This window comes from Rossellomorea vietnamensis NBRC 101237, from assembly GCF_001591825.1.
GTDB lineage: Bacteria > Bacillota > Bacilli > Bacillales > Bacillaceae_B > Rossellomorea > Rossellomorea vietnamensis.
This window is the reverse complement of record NZ_BCVQ01000069.1, coordinates 1-17,061: the sequence shown is the minus strand read 5'-3', so window position 1 is coordinate 17,061 and position 17,061 is coordinate 1. Positions and strand designations below refer to the sequence as shown.

Here is a 17,061-nt window from a genome sequence, read left to right as displayed (position 1 = left end):
CAAATATTATAGAACCAGAAAAAAGGCAGATTCCTTGTGGATTCTGCCTTTTTTTCGCGGTTTTCATTATAGGATATGCCGCTGTCAGTCCTATAAATCACCCTGAATCAAGAAGCCTGCTTCGCGAAGCGCATTTTCTGCTTTATCCAATGTTTGTTCCGTTTGGGCCATCAGTGTATGTAAATGGACACCGTCGGTCAATTCTGATAGGAAGGATGCCCCGGTTTCTTCAATCTTCTTCATGAATTGCTCGACTTCCTTACGGTTTGAAACCATGATGGACGCGGTCAGATCACCATACACACCGTGTTCGATCCTGACATCCTTGACTGTGACCCCGTGATCGACAAGTAAAAAGAGTTCTTCTTCCGACCGGTGAGGGTGATGCCTGCAAGCGACCGTTCGTTCTACCATCGTATCCTGATTCGAGGCAGGCATGAACAAGTAGCCTTGACTCGTCGCGATGATGGGTTCGCCTTTGGCTTTAAGTAAGGTGATGTCACTGACGATCACCTGCCGGCTGACATTGGTCTGCTTCGCGAGCTCTCCCCCTGTAATCGGGGCTTGCTTCGTCATTAGCTTATCGAGGATCAATTGTCTTCTTTCTTCTCCCAGGATTTTTTTTCCTGCCAAAATTATCTCCTCCGTCCCCAATCGATATAGGAAATCATATCACAACCGGCTCTTCAAGTTAAGGGAGAGGTCAGGGACGCATATATGTCAGACAATGCGTGGACCAATTCTGTTATGTGTTCCTCCGTTGTCTCCCTTCCGAATGATATCCGGATGAATTCCTTTCCTGCTCTTTGATTGACGCCCATACTCTGAAGGGTCTTGGGTAAGTCGTGTGAACCGGCACCGCACGCACTGCCCGTTGAGATCCCCATTCCGCGCCTGTTGCATTCAAGCATGAGCCACTGACCCTCAAGGCCTTTGATGCCAAGCCCGATGACATGCGCCAGCTGTGCATGGGCCGGTCCTTCATAGAGAGTATACTGGCCGGGCAGCTGTTCTTTCAGTCCTTTTAAAAAATGAGTTCTCAACCCCATGTAATGAGACGTTGCAAAGGAACGGCAGCATAGATCGGCGGCTGTCACAAATCCCGCTATCCCCGGAAGATTCACCGTTCCCCCCCTGAAGCCGTCTTCATGGGTCTGTCCCGGTATCATGGGGGTGATGTCGAGGCTAGGATTGATATAACATGCGCCGACCCCTTTGGGACCGTAAATCTTATGGGATGAAAGGGTGAAGCTGTCGACCTTGGACGTGAATTCCATGACGTCCATTTTTCCGAATGATTGAACCATATCGCTGTGAAAGAGGATATCACGATGTTTCAGTAGATCATGGATGGCATGGAGTGGCTGGATCGTTCCAATCTCCCCATTGACGTGCCCGATGCTCACGACGGTCGTCTGGTCTGTAAGCGATTCTTTTAGAGCAAGGAGATCAATCAGGCCTTCAGAAGTGAAAGGGATCTTCGTGACAGTAAAGCCCAGCCCCTCAAGAAAAGCGGCTGAGGAATGCAGGGAAGAATGCTCGCCTCCTCCGATGATGATGTGCTTCCCTTTTTTTTGCCTGCTCAGTGCCAGGGTGACGAGGGCTAAATGGTTCCCTTCCGTCCCTCCGGAAGTAAAGTGGATCCCTTTGGAGGGGACGCCGAGCAAAGCAGCCAATTTTTCTCTGCATCTTGAAAGGAGCTGCTCTGCTTTCCCTCCGATATCGTGAAGAGAGCTGGGGTTGCCCCAGAATTCTTCACTAACGGTCCGAAATACGTCTAAACTCTCAGCATCTACAGGAGTTGTAGCGGCATAATCAAAATAGTTCATCATGTAACCTGCCTTTAATGGGAATTGTCTGAATATATGAGTCTTGTAAAAAACTCTTGTCATTAGTTTAAATATGTGTAAATATATGTGTCAAGACACCTGTAAATAATCAGGAGGGTTTTTGATGGAAAAAGCCGATATAATCATCGTAGGAAGTGGCATTGCCGCTTTGCAATTGGCACGGAGACTTCAAGATCATTATTATGTGATGATTATCACAAAGGGTGAAATCGAAAGCGGTAACTCATATCTCGCTCAAGGCGGGATCGCGGCACCTGTAGGACAGAAGGATTCTGTCCATGACCACATAAAGGATACATTGGAAGCAGGATGCTATCACCAGCCTGAAGACAGTGTGAAAGAGCTCATAACAGATGGAAAGAGGATCGTGGAATCCCTGGTGTATGAAGGGGTACCTTTCGATCGGAAAGAGGATGGAAGCCTTTCTCTTGGAATGGAAGGGGCCCATAGTGAACATCGCATCCTTCATAGCGGGGGAGATCAGACGGGGAAATATATAATGAACCATTTATTGAAATCCCTTTCACAGGAAAAGGTTCGATTTGTGGAACAGGAAATGGTGTACGAACTTGTCAAAAATGACAGGGGACACTGCTGCGGGGTGAAGACAAAGGATAAAGATGACGCCATCCGCCTTTACTATGCTCCTCATATTGTCCTTGCAACAGGGGGAATCGGTGGGTTATATCCGTCTACATCCAATCATCCGTCCGTGACGGGAGATGGCATGGCCCTTGCCTTTCTTGCAGGAGCAAGACTTTCCGATATGGAATTCATTCAGTTTCATCCGACGCTCCTTTGGTCGGAGGGGAAAACATGCGGTCTGATTTCAGAGGCGGTGAGAGGAGAGGGAGCCATACTCCTGAATGACGAGGGAAAAAGGATCATGGAGGGCATCGATCCCCTCATGGAACTCGCGCCGAGGCATATTGTGGCGGAGTGTATATATAAGGAACGACGGGAAGGAAGAAATGTGTATCTGGATATTAGTAGAATAGAAGACTTTCAAAGGAAGTTCCCTTCTATTACCGCCTTATGTATAAAACATCACATTCCAATCGGGGAAGGGAGAATCCCTGTTTCCCCTGGTTGTCATTTTATGATGGGCGGGATCGTCACGGATCGGGCAGGGAGGACCAATATTCCAGGACTTTATGCCATCGGGGAAGTGGCATGCAGCGGCATCCACGGAGCAAATCGTTTGGCGAGTAATTCCCTGCTGGAAGGATTGGTGTACGGGGAGCGGCTCGGTGAATATTTGAAGGGGAGTGGAGCCTTATCCTCCGCACATGTGCATTCACCATTGGACCGGATTGAGGAAGGGGACCCATTATCGATTCCTTTTCATGCACACGAATTAAAAGAAGGAATGATGAATCACGTCGGAATCATTCGGAGGGAGGAAGGCTTATCCGCTCATTTGAAGTGGTTAAACGAACAGCCCCTTACCTTCTGTGAGCATATTGATTTCAATTCACGTGAAGAAATTCACTTGTATTTCATGTGGATCGTCAGCGTGCTTATTACAGAGTCTGCCCTATTAAGGACTGAAAGCAGGGGAGGCCACATCCGGGCAGATTTCCCGAAGGAAGATAATGCAGGATGGTTGAAACGGAAAATGGTTCTACAAAAAAATGAAGGGCGATTGAGGGTGGACGATCATGAACAAAATGAAACTAAAATCTATGCTTGAAACGTTTTATCAGGAAGATCTGGGTGATGGTGATCTATCGTCTGAATTCTTGTTCAGTAAAAGCGATGAAGGATCCTTTTCACTATTCATGAAAGAACAGGGTGTTTTTTGTGGAAGGGATGTGATTGAAATCGGCTTTTCTCTTATCGATCCCAAAGTGGATGTCCAGGTATTTGCTGCCGATGGTGATTGGGTGGACGCGGGACAATCAATTGCTGAAATCCGTGGTCCGATGGGGGATCTCCTCCAAGGGGAACGGGTGGTCCTCAATCTGATCCAGCGTATGAGCGGCATTGCAACGGAAACGTACCGTGCGGTTGAACAGGTGAAAGGCACCGGGGTGCGTCTGTGTGATACGCGGAAAACGACGCCGGGTCTCCGGATGCTTGAGAAGTACGCTGTAAGGGCCGGGGGCGGGTTCAACCACAGAAATGGTCTCTATGATGCTGTCATGCTAAAGGATAATCACATTTCATTCGCCGGGTCGATCACTGAGGCTGTCAAGCAGGTGAAAAAGCGAATCGGTCATATGGTAAAAGTGGAAGTCGAAATTGAAACGAAGGAACAATTATTGGAAGCGATTGATGCAGGGGCAGATGTCATCATGTTCGATAACTGTTCACCGTCGACGATAAAGGAGTGGATACACCTTGTGCCGCCTCATATCGTGAGGGAAGCATCGGGCGGCATCACCAGGGAGAGCCTTCAAGCCTATGCGGGGTCAGGGGTTCATTATATCTCCCTCGGGTACTTGACCCATTCTGTGAAATCACTTGATATCAGTGCAAGAGTACGAATAGGAAAAGGGGTATGAACATGGGATTACTCGATGAATTAACGAAAGAAACGAACGTCCTGCCTGAATCACTCACCAGCCTCTCGACGGAAGAGATGGAAAATAGAGTGAGGGAAATCAAGCGGCAGTTGGGAAAGAAGCTTTTCATTCCCGGGCATCATTATCAAAAAGACGAAGTGATCCAATTTGCCGACGCCGTTGGTGACTCCCTGCAGCTTGCCCGACTGTCGGCTGAGAATAAAGAAGCGGAGTTCATTGTGTTTTGCGGGGTCCATTTCATGGCTGAAACGGCAGATATCCTGACGGAGGATCATCAAGTGGTCATCTTGCCGGATATGAGGGCCGGATGTTCCATGGCGGATATGGCAGATATTTATCAGACCGAAAAGGCGTGGGGGAAGCTCATGGAGATGTTCGGTGACAGTATCATCCCCCTTACGTATGTGAATTCGACTGCAGCCATCAAAAGCTTTGTCGGAAAGAATGGGGGAGCCACGGTTACATCTTCCAATGCCCACAAAATGGTGGAATGGGCATTGGGAGAGAAACAGCGTATCCTGTTCTTGCCTGATCAGCATTTAGGACGCAATACGGCGGCTGATCTTGGTGTTTCCTTAAGTGAGATGGCCGTCTGGGATCCCATTCAAAACGAACTGATCTATGATGGCGACATGGAAGAAGTGAAAGTGATCCTATGGAAGGGTCATTGCTCGGTGCATGAAAATTTCACTGTGAAAAATATCGGGGATATCCGTGAACATCATCCTGATATGAAAATCATCGTTCATCCTGAATGCCGCCGGGAAGTAGTGGAGAATTCCGATTTGAATGGCAGTACAAAATACATTATAGAAACGATTGAAGGATCACCTTCCGGATCTGCCTTTGCCATCGGGACTGAGATGAATCTTGTGAAACGGCTGATCAAAGAGCATCCGGATAAACAGATCGTTTCCCTGAATCCATATATGTGCCCCTGCTTGACGATGAACCGGATCGATTTACCACATCTCCTTTGGTCGTTGGAAAAAATAATGGAACAAAATCCCGAAAATATCATCAAGGTGGATCGAGATGTTTCGTCGAATGCACTCTTTGCTTTAGAGCGCATGTTGACACGTGCTTGATGCAGGCGATTATAAAAATGAACAAGCTGAAATATACCGTCCCTATCCAGGATACGGTATATTTTTTTTTCATATCTCATAAGTTTTTATGTAGATGATTAGCAATTTGCCTATCTTGTCATAGGATATATAGACTTATGCCTGAGGAGGGAAAAAGAGTGAAAATCCATATCGTTCAAAAAGGGGATACTCTTTGGAAGATCGCCAAGAAGTATGGCGTGAATTTCGAAGAATTAAAACAGATGAATGCCCAGCTTTCAAATCCCGATATGATCATGCCCGGCATGAAGATAAAAGTGCCGACTACAGGCGGAACCGTAAAGAAAGAGACACAAATCAAATACGGATCCAAAGAGATGCCGATGAAGGAGATGCCTAAAGCAGAGCATCCATTCAAAGAGCAGAAGCCTATGGCCATGCCGGTCGAAGAACCAAAGAAAGAAATGCCGAAAGAAGTACAAAAGCCTTTTGCACCAAAAATGCCGAAACCAGTCGTACCGGAAATCGATATTAACAACTATTACATGATGAATATGGCAAACATGCAAGTACAGCAGCCGAAGCAACAGGCTAAACCAATGCCTAAACCTAAATCACCGCCTAAACCTACCAACGTACTCCCTAAAGCAAAAGAACAGCCAAAGCCGATGCCAAAACCAAAGCAGGAAGCCGTAAAAGGTGTTCAAGAAGAGGAAAGCTTACAAATGCCATCACAACCACAAGGAGGGAACACCCAGCCTATGTATTATAACCCGAATAATTGCGTACCTGTCTCCCCGGTCATGCCAGGATCAGGTTTCTGTCCGCCACATGGAATGCATCCAGGAGCAGGTTATGGAATGCCGATGGGCCAAGGAATGCCAATGGGTCAAGGGATGCCTATGGGACCTGGCAGTCAGGTTCAAGGTGCTCAATCGATGCCAGGAATGCAGAACATGCCGATGATGCCGCAAATGGGATATGACGAAGAGTCGTCCTCTGTTATGCCGTATATGCCACAAGGACAAATGCCGATGCAGCAGCCAATGCAGATGCCGATGCATATGCAGCAACCGATGCAAATGCCGATGCAGCAGCCGATGGGTCAGCCTTCTGGAGTAATGGGTGCATCAGAAGAGAACTACCCTTCTGTTCAAATGCCACAGCAACAGGCTCCATACATGCCGTATCCACAGAACTGCTATCCTGTATCCCCAGTCATGCCGGGACCGGGATTCCAAGGCGGCATGCCGGGCGGGTATCCCATGGGACCTGGAGGCCAGGTACAGGGAATGATGTCGGAAGAGTCGCCTTCCATGGGCGGATATCAAATGCCGATGGGCCAACCGTCCAATGTGATGGGAGCACAGTATCAAACGCCTATGGGTCAGCCATCCAATGTGATGGGAGCAAGTGACCAGGGGGATTGCGGATGCGGTGGACCTCTATATGGTCAAATGATGCATCAACCGATGATGCCGCAGCAGATGCCTCAAGGAATGCAACAGCCATACGGCTACGGTCCGGGAATGATGGGGCAGGGAATGCCTGGTCAAGGAATGCCGATGGGACCTCAAGGTCAGGGAATGGGAATGGGCCCTCAGGGGATGCCAATGGGACCTCAAGGCCAGGGTATGCAAATGGGATCACCGGGAATGTTTGGTCCAAGAGCATTCAGCATGCCGAATTTCAATGACGATGATTTTGAGGGATAAGATGCATGCACGAGGGGACGATTATTCACATCGTCTCCTTTCTTTTTTGCAATATAAATTAAAGGATCCCGGGGCATCACTGAAAACGATCAAAGAAGGAAAATGGATGCTGAAAAGCCATGGGAGTAAGTGGTTCGTCAAGCGATTTCCCAATCAATTGAAGTTCCTCCTACAGGAAAGGCTGATTTCAACCCTTTTAAGGGAAAAGTTCTATCATGTCCTGCCGTTTCATCCCATTCATGAACGGGAGCTTTTATTATTTGAAGGATTTCCCATCGGTATTACGATGTGGCTGGACACGTCAACGGCCATTCATTACGACCAGGCGGTTGACAGGGATGATGCACTGCACGTATTGAAAAAGTTTCATGCCGTTTCAAAGACCATCCATGGTTCATGGACAGAAGAGATTCCTCACTATCACTGGCTGAAGAAATGGAAAAAACGGCTGATGCAGTTTCAATATAATCTCCCCTATTTGCAGGCATTCATTCAGCCATATTACTTATATACGTATTTAGAGTGGGGGAAATGGGCACTCAAAGAATTGAAATCGGTCGGCATTCATGATCATGGGGACTGCATCACCCATGGAGATGTGGCGCATCATAATTTCTTAAGGGGAAAGAACGGGGTTGTCTATTTGATCGACTTTGATCTTATGTCACTCTCCACGGAAATAACGGACGACCTGCAGTACTGCAATCGGATCTTGCCTTATTTAAATTGGTCCCTCAGTGATATCAAAGAAATGGAACACTTCCATACTTATCGCGATCATCTTATCTTTCACATCGGATTGATGTATCCATCCGATGTATTCAGGGAGTGGAACCGATTCATCAGGGAAGATCAATCGTACAAACAGCGTGTATGGGGATATTTAACGAACTTGACGATCCAGCAATTCTCCCAACGGATGCAATTTAATCAAGAACTGCATGGAGAAGTGAAAAGGATCAATACCCAATTGTAGGGGATGTCTCCAAACATTGACCCGAATGAAAGAGAATCTCCTTTCACAACCTAATGGTGAGCAGAAAAAATGCTCAAGTATTGGGTTGAAGGGGGAAACGTAACTTGAATAAACGATTATTCATGGTACCATTAACAGCCGTCATGACCCTGGGTCTTGCTGCTTGTAACAGTGGAGAAGAAAAAGCCCAAGACCGTTATTCAGACTCCTACGAGCCACTCGGCTTCTACTCCAACGAGGGACATGGCGGGGACAACCGGGACGAGAGGGACGGACCTCTGACTGAAATGTATGATCACTCTGCCGGAAAAGAAGGGCAGGATATCCGTCAAAAGAAACGCCAGTTCCTTCAGGTGAGGGATGAGAATGGAAATCCTAAGAACCCATCCCGGCCGCTTGCCGATTATGACAAGAACTTCTTGGCAAGGGACGCCCGTGCAAGCCATGGTGATGCGAATTATCACGGTCACCTTGATGATAATACCCGATCTGCAAGAAGATCCTATTATACAGCTTACGAAGGGGATCTGGCCGAGAAGATAGGCGATGTGACGGGGAAGGTGGAGAACGTCAGTGACGTTCGTGCCGTCGCCTATGGTTCAGACGTCCTCATAGCCATTGAGCTTGATGACCATAGTAAGATCGAGGAAACGAAAGCACGTGTAAAAGAAGCCGTGCAGCCTTATCTGAACGGGAGAAGTGTTTCAGTGGTGACGGATGAAGGAACCTTCAGCCGGGTAAGAAACATCGACAATGATTTACGCGACGGCGGCCCGAGGGACGCACTCAACTTCGACATGCATGATATGTTCCGGTCGGTAAAGGACCGCATCAACCGATAAACAAGGATGGACTACTTAAAGAGTGAAAACTCTTGGGTAGTCTTTTTTTTGCGGGGGAGGTCCGTCCCTAAAAAGTTTGGAGCAGGTTGGATATTCTTAACAGGCTTTGGTAAGACTAGTGAATAGAGCGTTACATAAATCAAGTTCGAGGTGATCACGATGACGATGAAGGTTCGAATCGTGTTTATGGTTCTGTTGTTAATCGGTGCGTTTTATTTCACATTTTTTTATACAGAGGAAAAACAGGCTGCAGATGGCAGTTCCCTGGAGATGCTGAACGAAACCCCTGCTGAGGTTGCGTCCGCCCATACGGTCACCGTTATATTGGAACGCGTGTATCTGGACGGGGAAGTGAGTGAGGAAATCGTGCAGGAAACGATTTGGAGCATGGAAGACTTCTGGGCTGCGTATGATGACTGGCAACTGATGGATATGACGGAAGAACAGATCGTTTTCCAGAAGAAGATGGATGATATTTCGCCTCTTCTCAAGACCAATGGCTACTTCGGTATATCGGATAAGGGAGTACTGTCCATCTTTAACGGGAGACCGGGACAGGCGGAAATCATTCAATCCTTCTTCCAGATCGATGTAGGGAAGCTTGAAAGTAAGCGTCACGATGACCTCGTCAAAGGCATCCCCATTAAGTCGAAGCAGGAGTATGAAGAGGTACTCGAGCAATATAAACCCTACTCCGTCCCTAAATAACAGCGAAAAACCAGTGCATATGCCACTGGTTTTTTATTTTACCGTTTCCTCTGCCCAATCCCCGCATTCTTTGATAAAATAAGAACAGGTGTTTCTCTTTGGTCTCCCTTTCCCATCCCATCAAATAGTGATATGATACAATAGATTTTATATGTCTTTTTGATCAGGAATGTGAGACGGAAGAATAAATAGGAAGTAGTACCAATGGGGAGAGAATGAAATGTATGAATATATAAAAGGGACGGTCAGTCAAGTGGGTCCCGAGTATGTGGTGGTAGAGAATAATGGGATCGGGTATCAGTTGTATACGGCGAATCCATTTGTGTATTCAAAATATCAAAATCAAGAGATTCAGATTTTTACATATCAGCATGTTAGGGAAGACCTTATCGCCCTTTACGGGTTTCTTGCCATCGAAGAGAAGCTCCTCTTTATGAAACTATTAAATGTATCGGGGATCGGGCCAAAGGGAGCCCTGGCGATTTTGGCTTCAGGGGCCCCGCAGCAGGTAATCACGGCCATCGAGGAAGAGAATGAAAGTTTCTTGACGAAGTTCCCTGGTGTAGGGAAGAAGACGGCACGTCAGATGATCCTCGATTTAAAAGGGAAGCTGCAGGATGTTGTGCCTGATTATTTCCCAAGCCTGTTCTCAGATCATGAGGAGGCGGAAGTATCCCATGGAAAGGACGAGGCATTCGATGAAGCCATCCTTGCCCTTAAAGCCCTGGGCTACTCTGAACGCGAAATCAAGAAAATCACCCCTAAATTGAAAGGGGAAGGGCATTCGTCAGATGAAATCATCCGAAAAGCCCTTCAACTTCTCTTGAAATAAGGACTGCTATGAAAGGAGGAAGTCTAAATGGAAGACAGAATCGTATCAGGAGAATCGGAATTAAATGAAGATTCCTTTGAATATTCCTTGCGTCCTCAGACAATAAAACAATATATTGGGCAAGATAAGGTCAAGCATAATCTTGAGGTTTTCATCGAAGCGGCAAAGATGCGACAGGAGACCCTGGACCATGTCCTTCTATACGGGCCGCCGGGATTAGGGAAAACGACCCTGGCCGCCGTCATTGCCAATGAGATGGGTGTGAACCTGCGCACGACCTCGGGACCGGCAATCGAAAGACCGGGAGACCTGGCCGCCGTCCTTACGGCACTCGAGCCGGGTGATGTGTTGTTCATCGATGAAATCCACCGGCTGCCCCGGGCCATCGAAGAGGTCCTTTATCCTGCAATGGAAGATTTCTGTTTGGATATCGTGATCGGGAATGGTCCAAGTGCACGGTCTGTCCGTTTGGATCTTCCGCCTTTTACACTGGTGGGGGCGACGACCCGCGCCGGTGCCTTATCGGCTCCCCTTCGAGATCGATTTGGTGTTTTATGCCGGTTGGAATATTATAATGAAGAACAGTTGAATGAAATTGTTCAGCGGACAGCTGCTATTTTGAACACAAAGATCGAAGCGACGGCTTCTGAAGAATTGGCGCGGAGATCAAGAGGGACTCCGCGTATCGCCAATCGGCTGCTCAGGAGGGTAAGGGATTTCGCCCAGGTGAAGGGGAATGGGGATATCACCACCACCCTGTCACGGGAAGCCCTTGAACTTCTACAAGTCGATAAACTCGGTCTCGATCATATTGACCATAAGCTTCTTAAAGGGATCATCGAGCGCTTCAGGGGAGGACCCGTTGGACTTGATACGATCGCCGCAAGCATCGGGGAGGAGTCCCATACGATTGAAGATGTGTACGAACCGTACCTTTTGCAGATTGGATTTATTCAGCGTACGCCGAGAGGGAGGATCGTCACTCATCTTGTGTATGACCATTTCCAATTGGAGGTGCCGGATAATTGACAGGGCTGCCTAAATTAGTCATGACCATCGGCGCGATCATCCTCGTGATCGGCTTCCTTATGCAATTCATCAAAATAGGAAAGCTGCCGGGTGACATCATCATCAAAAAAGAAAATGCGACATTTTATTTTCCACTTATGACTTCTATTCTGATAAGTGTTATACTTTCCGTTGTCTTTTATTTCATCGGGAGATTTAAATAGGATTCATGAGTGAGATTTACATAAGCCAGGTGACGAACAGTGAAAGTAGAAGATTTTGATTTTCATTTACCAGAAGAATTGATTGCCCAGACTCCTCTTGAGAACCGTTCCGAGAGCAGGCTGATGGTATTGGATAAAGAAGATGGTTCCATGGAGCATATCCGTTTCAAACAGATCACCGAGTACCTCCAGGAAGGGGATTGTCTTGTCCTGAATGATACAAGGGTTCTGCCGGCACGTCTTTTTGGGCAAAAAGAAGATACAGGTGCCAATATTGAAGTGCTCCTTCTGAAACAGGAGGATGGTGACAAGTGGGAGACCCTTGTGAAGCCGGCAAAACGGATCCGTGTCGGAACGGAGATCGTTTTCGGTGATGGCAAATTAAGGGCAACCTGTGTGGACTTGAAGGATCACGGTGGAAGGATCCTTGAATTCCGATATGAGGGGATCTTTTACGAAGTATTGGATGAGTTGGGTGAAATGCCGTTGCCACCGTACATCCGTGAACGATTGGAAGAACAGGACCGCTATCAGACGGTGTTTGCCAGGGAAAGGGGCTCAGCGGCTGCGCCGACTGCAGGTCTCCACTTTACGGAAGAATTGTTGGAAGAGCTGAAAGAAAAAGGTGTACACATCGCTTTCATTACCCTCCATGTGGGACTCGGAACGTTCAGGCCGGTTTCCGTCGAGACCATTGAAGATCATGATATGCATGCCGAATTCTATCAGGTATCGGAAGGGACCGCCCGCCTCTTGAATGAGGTAAGGGCAAATGGAGGCAAGATCATAACGGTGGGAACTACCTCCACCCGCACACTTGAAACCATTGCATCCAAGCATGGAACGTTTGTTGAAGAAAATGGATGGACGAATATTTTCATTTATCCAGGCTATGAGTTTAAAGGGATTGATGGGCTGATCACGAACTTCCACTTACCGAAGTCGACCCTGATCATGCTGGTCAGCGCCTTTGCGGGTCAGGACAACGTGATGCATGCCTATGAAACCGCCGTTAAAGAGAAGTACCGCTTCTTCAGCTTTGGAGATGCGATGTTGATTAAATGATGACCGATTGTAAAACCCAATGGAAATTGGAAGGAGAATTCCCAAGTTGACAGCAATAACATATGAACACATTAAAACATGTAAACAAACCGGTGCCAGACTGGGCCGCGTCCATACGCCACACGGTTCATTCGAAACGCCTGCATTCATGCCGGTGGGCACCATGGCAACTGTAAAAACGATGTCCCCGGAGGATCTGAAATCCATGGAATCCGGCATCATCCTAAGTAATACGTATCATCTATGGTTACGTCCAGGTCATGAGATCATAAGGGAAGCTGGCGGCCTTCATAAATTCATGAACTGGGATCGCGCCATCCTGACCGATTCAGGCGGCTTCCAAGTGTTCAGTTTGAGTAAGCTTCGCCAAATTGAAGAAGAAGGAGTCCATTTCCGTCATCACTTGAACGGGGATAAACTTTTCCTAAGCCCGGAGAAAGCGATGGAGATTCAGAATGCCCTCGGCTCTGATATCATGATGGCCTTTGATGAATGTCCACCGTATCCTGCGGAATATGAGTATATGAAGAGTTCAGTGGAACGTACCACGCGTTGGGCAGAGCGATGCCTGGAAGCTCATCAGCGACCGCAGGATCAAGGATTATTCGGTATCGTCCAAGGTGGGGAATACGAAGAGCTTCGTAAGCAAAGTGCCCGTGACCTTGTATCCATGGATTTCCCTGGATACGCCGTGGGTGGACTTTCTGTCGGGGAGCCTAAGGACGTCATGAATCGTGTGCTTGATTTCACAACGCCGCATCTTCCGACGGATAAGCCTCGTTACCTGATGGGCGTCGGATCTCCGGATTCACTGATCGATGGTTCGATTCGCGGAATCGATATGTTCGATTGTGTCCTTCCGACCCGTATCGCCCGTAACGGAACGCTTATGACAAGTGAAGGCCGTCTGGTCGTGAAAAACGCTAAATACGCAAGGGATTTCAGACCGATCGATGAGAATTGCGACTGCTATACGTGTAAAAATTATAGCCGTGCCTATATCCGTCATTTGATTAAATGTGACGAAACGTTCGGAATTCGCCTTACGACTTATCATAATCTTCATTTTCTGTTAAAATTGATGGAGCAAGTCAGACAAGCGATTCGTGAAGATCGTCTAGGAGACTTTAGGGAAGAATTTTTCGAGCAGTACGGCTTCAACCGTCCTGATGCGAAAAACTTCTAAAAGCCATAACAATATAGAATGTACTTGAAAGGAGGGGAAAAAGAATGGGAGGAAGTTTAGGAACAATACTACCTTTAATATTAATGTTCGTTCTGTTTTACTTTTTACTGATCCGTCCTCAGCAAAAGCGTCAAAAAGCGATCTCAAAAATGCAAAATGAGCTTGCGAAGGGTGATAGAATCATCACGATTGGCGGTTTACACGGATCAATCGATGCTATCGAAGAAGGTAAAGTAGTCATCCTGTGTGGTGACGGGAGCCGTCTTACATATGATCGTAATGCGATCAGGGAAGTCATCAGAGCCGAGCAGGTATAATAAAAAAAGGGTTTCTCTCCATGTGCCATGGCACGTGGAAGAGGGACCCTTTTTTAGTATGGGGATGGACTAACCCTCCCTCGGACCGCCACTCATGTTGACACCAAGGATTCCCCCCATCATGGCGGTCAGGATATAACAGCCGTGATAGATGAGCTGTTCCATTGAAAACAGGCTGTCGTATCCCAGGTATTGAAATAAGAAAATGACGAGGGTGTAAATGAGCCCTGTCGAACCTCCAAGCACCCAGCCTTTTGTCTTTCCTTTTCCACCTGACATAAATCCACCGACAAATAAAGAAAGAAATGAAACGATCGTGACAAACAGCGTGATGGAGCTTTCAGTAAGTTCGGTAAACCTTAGAAGCAATGAGAATAATAAACTTGCGGCAATCGCTATGACAAATATGGTGGTCGTCCCGTAAAGGACGGCACCACCCATTTTTTTCGCTTCTATGACGGTCCTCTCCCTTCTCAATCGATAATTTTATTCCGTATTAGTACAAGCATATTCATGGCAATGGTAAAAAAGACTAGAAATTTTATGTGGTCAAGCCTCATAGACTAGTATGAAACTTCCTGGAAATGGAGGGGCTGTGACCATGTCTCCGATGATGGTATTGATTGTGTTCGTTTCGGTTTACATCCTATTGATGTCAGAGAAATGGAATCGCGTTCTGGCCGCCATGGCCGGTGGGGTCGCCATGCTCCTGATAGGGGCTTTTCCTATCGAGAAGGCGCTATTTACGTATATCGACTGGAAAACCATCTCCCTTCTGTTTTCCATGATGCTGATTGTCACCATTACAAGCAAAACCGGGATATTTGAGTTTATTGCCATCCGGATCGCCCAATGGGTAAACGGGAACGGGCTCGCGCTCCTGATTCTGTTTTCCTTGCTGGCGGCGGTGGGTTCCGCATTTTTGGCAAACGTGACGATCGCTATGCTGCTCGTTCCGATCTTGTTCAAATTGACCAGGGTCCTTGAACTTCCGCCCATCCCCTTTTTGATTATGACGATCCTGGCATGTAACATCGGCGGAACGGCAACCCTTATAGGTGACCCTCCCAACATGATGATCGGCCAGGCAGTAAAGCACTTTACATTCAATAGCTTCCTTGAAAACCTGTTACCGGTTGTTCTCATGGTTTACGCCGTGACGCTTTTGATCATGTGCGTAGTATATAAGGAAGTGCTGCACGTGAAAGAAGACAGGAAACTGCTTCTGAAAGGAATCAAGCCCGAGGAATATTTGAAAAAGGACAGCGGGCTCTTTCAGTCTTTGTTTGTACTTGCCCTTGTATTGGTGGGCTTTTCCGTGTATCCGGTGTTCCATCTGGATGTGACGACGGTATCCCTTGCCGGTGCAGTACTCCTTATGCTGCTCCTCGAGAAAATTTATCCTCCGGAAAAGATTTTGAGAGAGGTGGAATGGGGGACACTCTTTTTCTTTATGGGCTTATTCCTCCTGGTCGGAGGGATTGAAGAGGCAGGATTCATAGATGAAATCGCACGTGAAATACTGCGGGCGACGGATGGAGATATGAAGAAAACGGCCTTTGTGATCCTGTGGGGAACAGGCTTATTGTCAGCTGTAGTCGATAATATTCCGTTTGTGGCAGCCATGATACCTGTTATTCAGGAATTCGGTGAATTCGGGATGGTCAATATGGATCCCTTATGGTGGTCATTGGCCCTGGGTGCATGCCTTGGTGGGAATGGTACACTTCTCGGCTCTTCTTCCAATCTGGTCATAGCAGGACTCGCGTCGAAGGAAAATGTACATATCAAATTTCACCAGTACTTACTGATTGGTGTCCCCGTCACCGTTATTTCCCTTGCTGTTTCCACCATATACGTATACTTTAAATACATCCGGCCATTCATGGGTGGATAATAATTCCTCCGATTTATTTTCTCCTTCTGTCGATACTACATAATGACATGTGTATGGGAGGGAAAAGTAGTGGAGGAATATTTTATCATCATTTTACGCACTCTTTTTCTTTACGTAATGATCATTTTCATTTTTAGAATCATGGGGAAAAGGGAAATCGGGGAACTGAGCATTCTGGATCTGGTCGTATTCATGATGATTGCCGAGATGGCGGTCATGGCCATTGAAGAACCAGAGGATCCCATCATTCATACAGTGCTGCCCATGGGGATCATCGTCCTCGTCCAAATCCTGTTTGCATGGTTTTCCCTCAGGTCTAAGTCGTTCCGGGAATTATTGGACGGTAAACCCACCGTCATTATCCATAACGGAAAAATCGACGACCAAGCCATGAAGAAACAGCGCTACAATTATGATGATCTGCTCCTTCAATTAAGGGAAAAGGATATTTTTAATCTGGCAGATGTCGAATTTGCGATATTGGAGCCGTCGGGAAAACTATCTGTCCTGCAGAAAGATAAAAAGACCCCTCATTCCCTGACACTGCCCCTGATCCTCGATGGACAGGTCCAAACCACCCATCTCGATATGATCGGAAAAACGTCCTTCTGGCTACGGAAAGAACTGAGAGAACGCGGATTCAAAAACGTACAGGAAATCTCCTTCTGCAGCTTCCAAAACGGACAATTTTACATTGATGAAAAAAACAAATAATCTTGAGAAATGATTTGATTATGAATGGTGGACCGTTCCTTTCCGCTCCAGGCACAAGACTCGCGCGGGGAGGAAGTTGAGCCTCCTCGGGCTTCAAGTGGTGTCCTACCCTTGTCCAGCTCCGGCGGCTAG

18 protein-coding genes are annotated in these 17,061 nt (G+C 47.1%); 15 read left to right on the top strand and 3 right to left on the bottom strand.

Translation table 11 applies throughout. The features are described 5' to 3' along the window. Nucleotides 1-90 precede the first annotated feature (90 nt). On the bottom strand, nt 91-636 hold the full coding sequence (locus tag BVI01S_RS20545; protein WP_034760508.1) for a transcription repressor NadR: 546 nt from the start codon (nt 634-636) through the stop codon (nt 91-93). A 50-nt stretch (nt 637-686) separates the two neighbouring features. After that, nucleotides 687-1,832, bottom strand: coding sequence for an IscS subfamily cysteine desulfurase (locus BVI01S_RS20540; RefSeq protein WP_061811398.1), 1,146 nt, complete (start codon nt 1,830-1,832; stop codon nt 687-689). 121 nt (nt 1,833-1,953) lie between these two features. On the opposite strand from BVI01S_RS20540, the gene nadB reads away from it, so the two are divergent. The 13 genes from nadB (at nt 1,954) to yajC (ending at nt 14,318) form a co-directional block, all read left to right on the top strand. Continuing rightward, nucleotides 1,954-3,543 (top strand): L-aspartate oxidase, encoded by a 1,590-nt coding sequence (gene nadB, locus BVI01S_RS20535; RefSeq protein WP_061811397.1) that lies wholly within the window; start codon nt 1,954-1,956, stop codon nt 3,541-3,543. Then, nucleotides 3,512-4,357, top strand: coding sequence for a carboxylating nicotinate-nucleotide diphosphorylase (nadC, locus tag BVI01S_RS20530; RefSeq protein WP_061811396.1), 846 nt, complete (start codon nt 3,512-3,514; stop codon nt 4,355-4,357). The genes nadB and nadC overlap by 32 nt, the downstream gene beginning before the upstream one ends. A gap of 2 nt (nt 4,358-4,359) precedes the next feature. Then, nucleotides 4,360-5,466, top strand: a complete 1,107-nt coding sequence (gene nadA / locus BVI01S_RS20525) for a quinolinate synthase NadA (RefSeq protein ID WP_061811395.1) — start codon at nt 4,360-4,362, stop codon at nt 5,464-5,466. Between the two features lie 158 nt (nt 5,467-5,624). Further along, nucleotides 5,625-7,160 (top strand): SafA/ExsA family spore coat assembly protein, encoded by a 1,536-nt coding sequence (gene safA, locus BVI01S_RS23195; protein ID WP_061811394.1) that lies wholly within the window; start codon nt 5,625-5,627, stop codon nt 7,158-7,160. Beyond that, nucleotides 7,138-8,136, top strand: coding sequence for a phosphotransferase (locus tag BVI01S_RS20515; protein WP_142245353.1), 999 nt, complete (start codon nt 7,138-7,140; stop codon nt 8,134-8,136). The genes safA and BVI01S_RS20515 overlap by 23 nt, the downstream gene beginning before the upstream one ends. A 104-nt stretch (nt 8,137-8,240) precedes the next feature. Further along, a complete protein-coding gene (locus tag BVI01S_RS20510) occupies nt 8,241-8,978 on the top strand; it encodes a YhcN/YlaJ family sporulation lipoprotein (RefSeq protein ID WP_034757249.1) in 738 nt (245 codons plus the stop codon). Nucleotides 8,979-9,137: 159 nt separating this feature from the next. After that, nucleotides 9,138-9,686 (top strand): intercompartmental signaling factor BofC, encoded by a 549-nt coding sequence (locus BVI01S_RS20505; protein ID WP_094075151.1) that lies wholly within the window; start codon nt 9,138-9,140, stop codon nt 9,684-9,686. A 220-nt stretch (nt 9,687-9,906) separates the two neighbouring features. Further along, nucleotides 9,907-10,518, top strand: coding sequence for a Holliday junction branch migration protein RuvA (ruvA, locus tag BVI01S_RS20500; protein ID WP_034757251.1), 612 nt, complete (start codon nt 9,907-9,909; stop codon nt 10,516-10,518). A gap of 27 nt (nt 10,519-10,545) precedes the next feature. Further along, entirely contained in the window at nt 10,546-11,547 is a 1,002-nt protein-coding gene (gene ruvB / locus BVI01S_RS20495) for a Holliday junction branch migration DNA helicase RuvB (protein WP_061811392.1), read from the top strand. Continuing rightward, complete coding sequence (locus BVI01S_RS20490) at nt 11,544-11,750, top strand: DUF2905 domain-containing protein (protein ID WP_082804791.1); 207 nt, start codon at nt 11,544-11,546, stop codon at nt 11,748-11,750. The genes ruvB and BVI01S_RS20490 overlap by 4 nt, the downstream gene beginning before the upstream one ends. Before the next feature lie 39 nt (nt 11,751-11,789). Next, entirely contained in the window at nt 11,790-12,815 is a 1,026-nt protein-coding gene (gene queA, locus BVI01S_RS20485) for a tRNA preQ1(34) S-adenosylmethionine ribosyltransferase-isomerase QueA (RefSeq protein ID WP_034757257.1), read from the top strand. A 46-nt stretch (nt 12,816-12,861) separates the two neighbouring features. Then, on the top strand, nt 12,862-14,001 hold the full coding sequence (gene tgt / locus BVI01S_RS20480; protein WP_061811391.1) for a tRNA guanosine(34) transglycosylase Tgt: 1,140 nt from the start codon (nt 12,862-12,864) through the stop codon (nt 13,999-14,001). A 44-nt stretch (nt 14,002-14,045) separates the two neighbouring features. Further along, nucleotides 14,046-14,318, top strand: coding sequence for a preprotein translocase subunit YajC (yajC, locus tag BVI01S_RS20475; protein ID WP_034757262.1), 273 nt, complete (start codon nt 14,046-14,048; stop codon nt 14,316-14,318). Nucleotides 14,319-14,387: 69 nt separating this feature from the next. On the opposite strand, the gene BVI01S_RS20470 is transcribed toward yajC, so the two are convergent. Continuing rightward, nucleotides 14,388-14,759: a TIGR04086 family membrane protein gene (locus BVI01S_RS20470; protein ID WP_034757264.1), complete on the bottom strand. Its 372-nt coding sequence runs from the start codon at nt 14,757-14,759 to the stop codon at nt 14,388-14,390. A 160-nt stretch (nt 14,760-14,919) separates the two neighbouring features. Between BVI01S_RS20470 and BVI01S_RS20465 the strand changes: the two genes are divergently transcribed. Further along, on the top strand, nt 14,920-16,215 hold the full coding sequence (locus tag BVI01S_RS20465) for an ArsB/NhaD family transporter (protein WP_061811390.1): 1,296 nt from the start codon (nt 14,920-14,922) through the stop codon (nt 16,213-16,215). Between the two features lie 69 nt (nt 16,216-16,284). After that, nucleotides 16,285-16,929, top strand: coding sequence for a DUF421 domain-containing protein (locus BVI01S_RS20460; protein ID WP_224519446.1), 645 nt, complete (start codon nt 16,285-16,287; stop codon nt 16,927-16,929). Nucleotides 16,930-17,061: the final 132 nt, after the last annotated feature.

Bases quoted from the DNA above. Each gene is read 5' to 3' on its own strand.
- BVI01S_RS20540 (WP_061811398.1), bottom strand. From the start codon at position 1,832: ATGATGAACTATTTTGATTATGCCGCTACAACTCCTGTAGATGCTGAG.
- nadB (WP_061811397.1), top strand. From the start codon at position 1,954: ATGGAAAAAGCCGATATAATCATCGTAGGAAGTGGCATTGCCGCTTTG.
- nadC (WP_061811396.1), top strand. From the start codon at position 3,512: ATGAACAAAATGAAACTAAAATCTATGCTTGAAACGTTTTATCAGGAA.
- nadA (WP_061811395.1), top strand. From the start codon at position 4,360: ATGGGATTACTCGATGAATTAACGAAAGAAACGAACGTCCTGCCTGAA.
- BVI01S_RS20515 (WP_142245353.1), top strand. From the start codon at position 7,138: ATGACGATGATTTTGAGGGATAAGATGCATGCACGAGGGGACGATTAT.
- BVI01S_RS20505 (WP_094075151.1), top strand. From the start codon at position 9,138: ATGACGATGAAGGTTCGAATCGTGTTTATGGTTCTGTTGTTAATCGGT.
- ruvA (WP_034757251.1), top strand. From the start codon at position 9,907: ATGTATGAATATATAAAAGGGACGGTCAGTCAAGTGGGTCCCGAGTAT.
- ruvB (WP_061811392.1), top strand. From the start codon at position 10,546: ATGGAAGACAGAATCGTATCAGGAGAATCGGAATTAAATGAAGATTCC.
- yajC (WP_034757262.1), top strand. From the start codon at position 14,046: ATGGGAGGAAGTTTAGGAACAATACTACCTTTAATATTAATGTTCGTT.
- BVI01S_RS20470 (WP_034757264.1), bottom strand. From the start codon at position 14,759: ATGGGTGGTGCCGTCCTTTACGGGACGACCACCATATTTGTCATAGCG.
- BVI01S_RS20465 (WP_061811390.1), top strand. From the start codon at position 14,920: ATGTCTCCGATGATGGTATTGATTGTGTTCGTTTCGGTTTACATCCTA.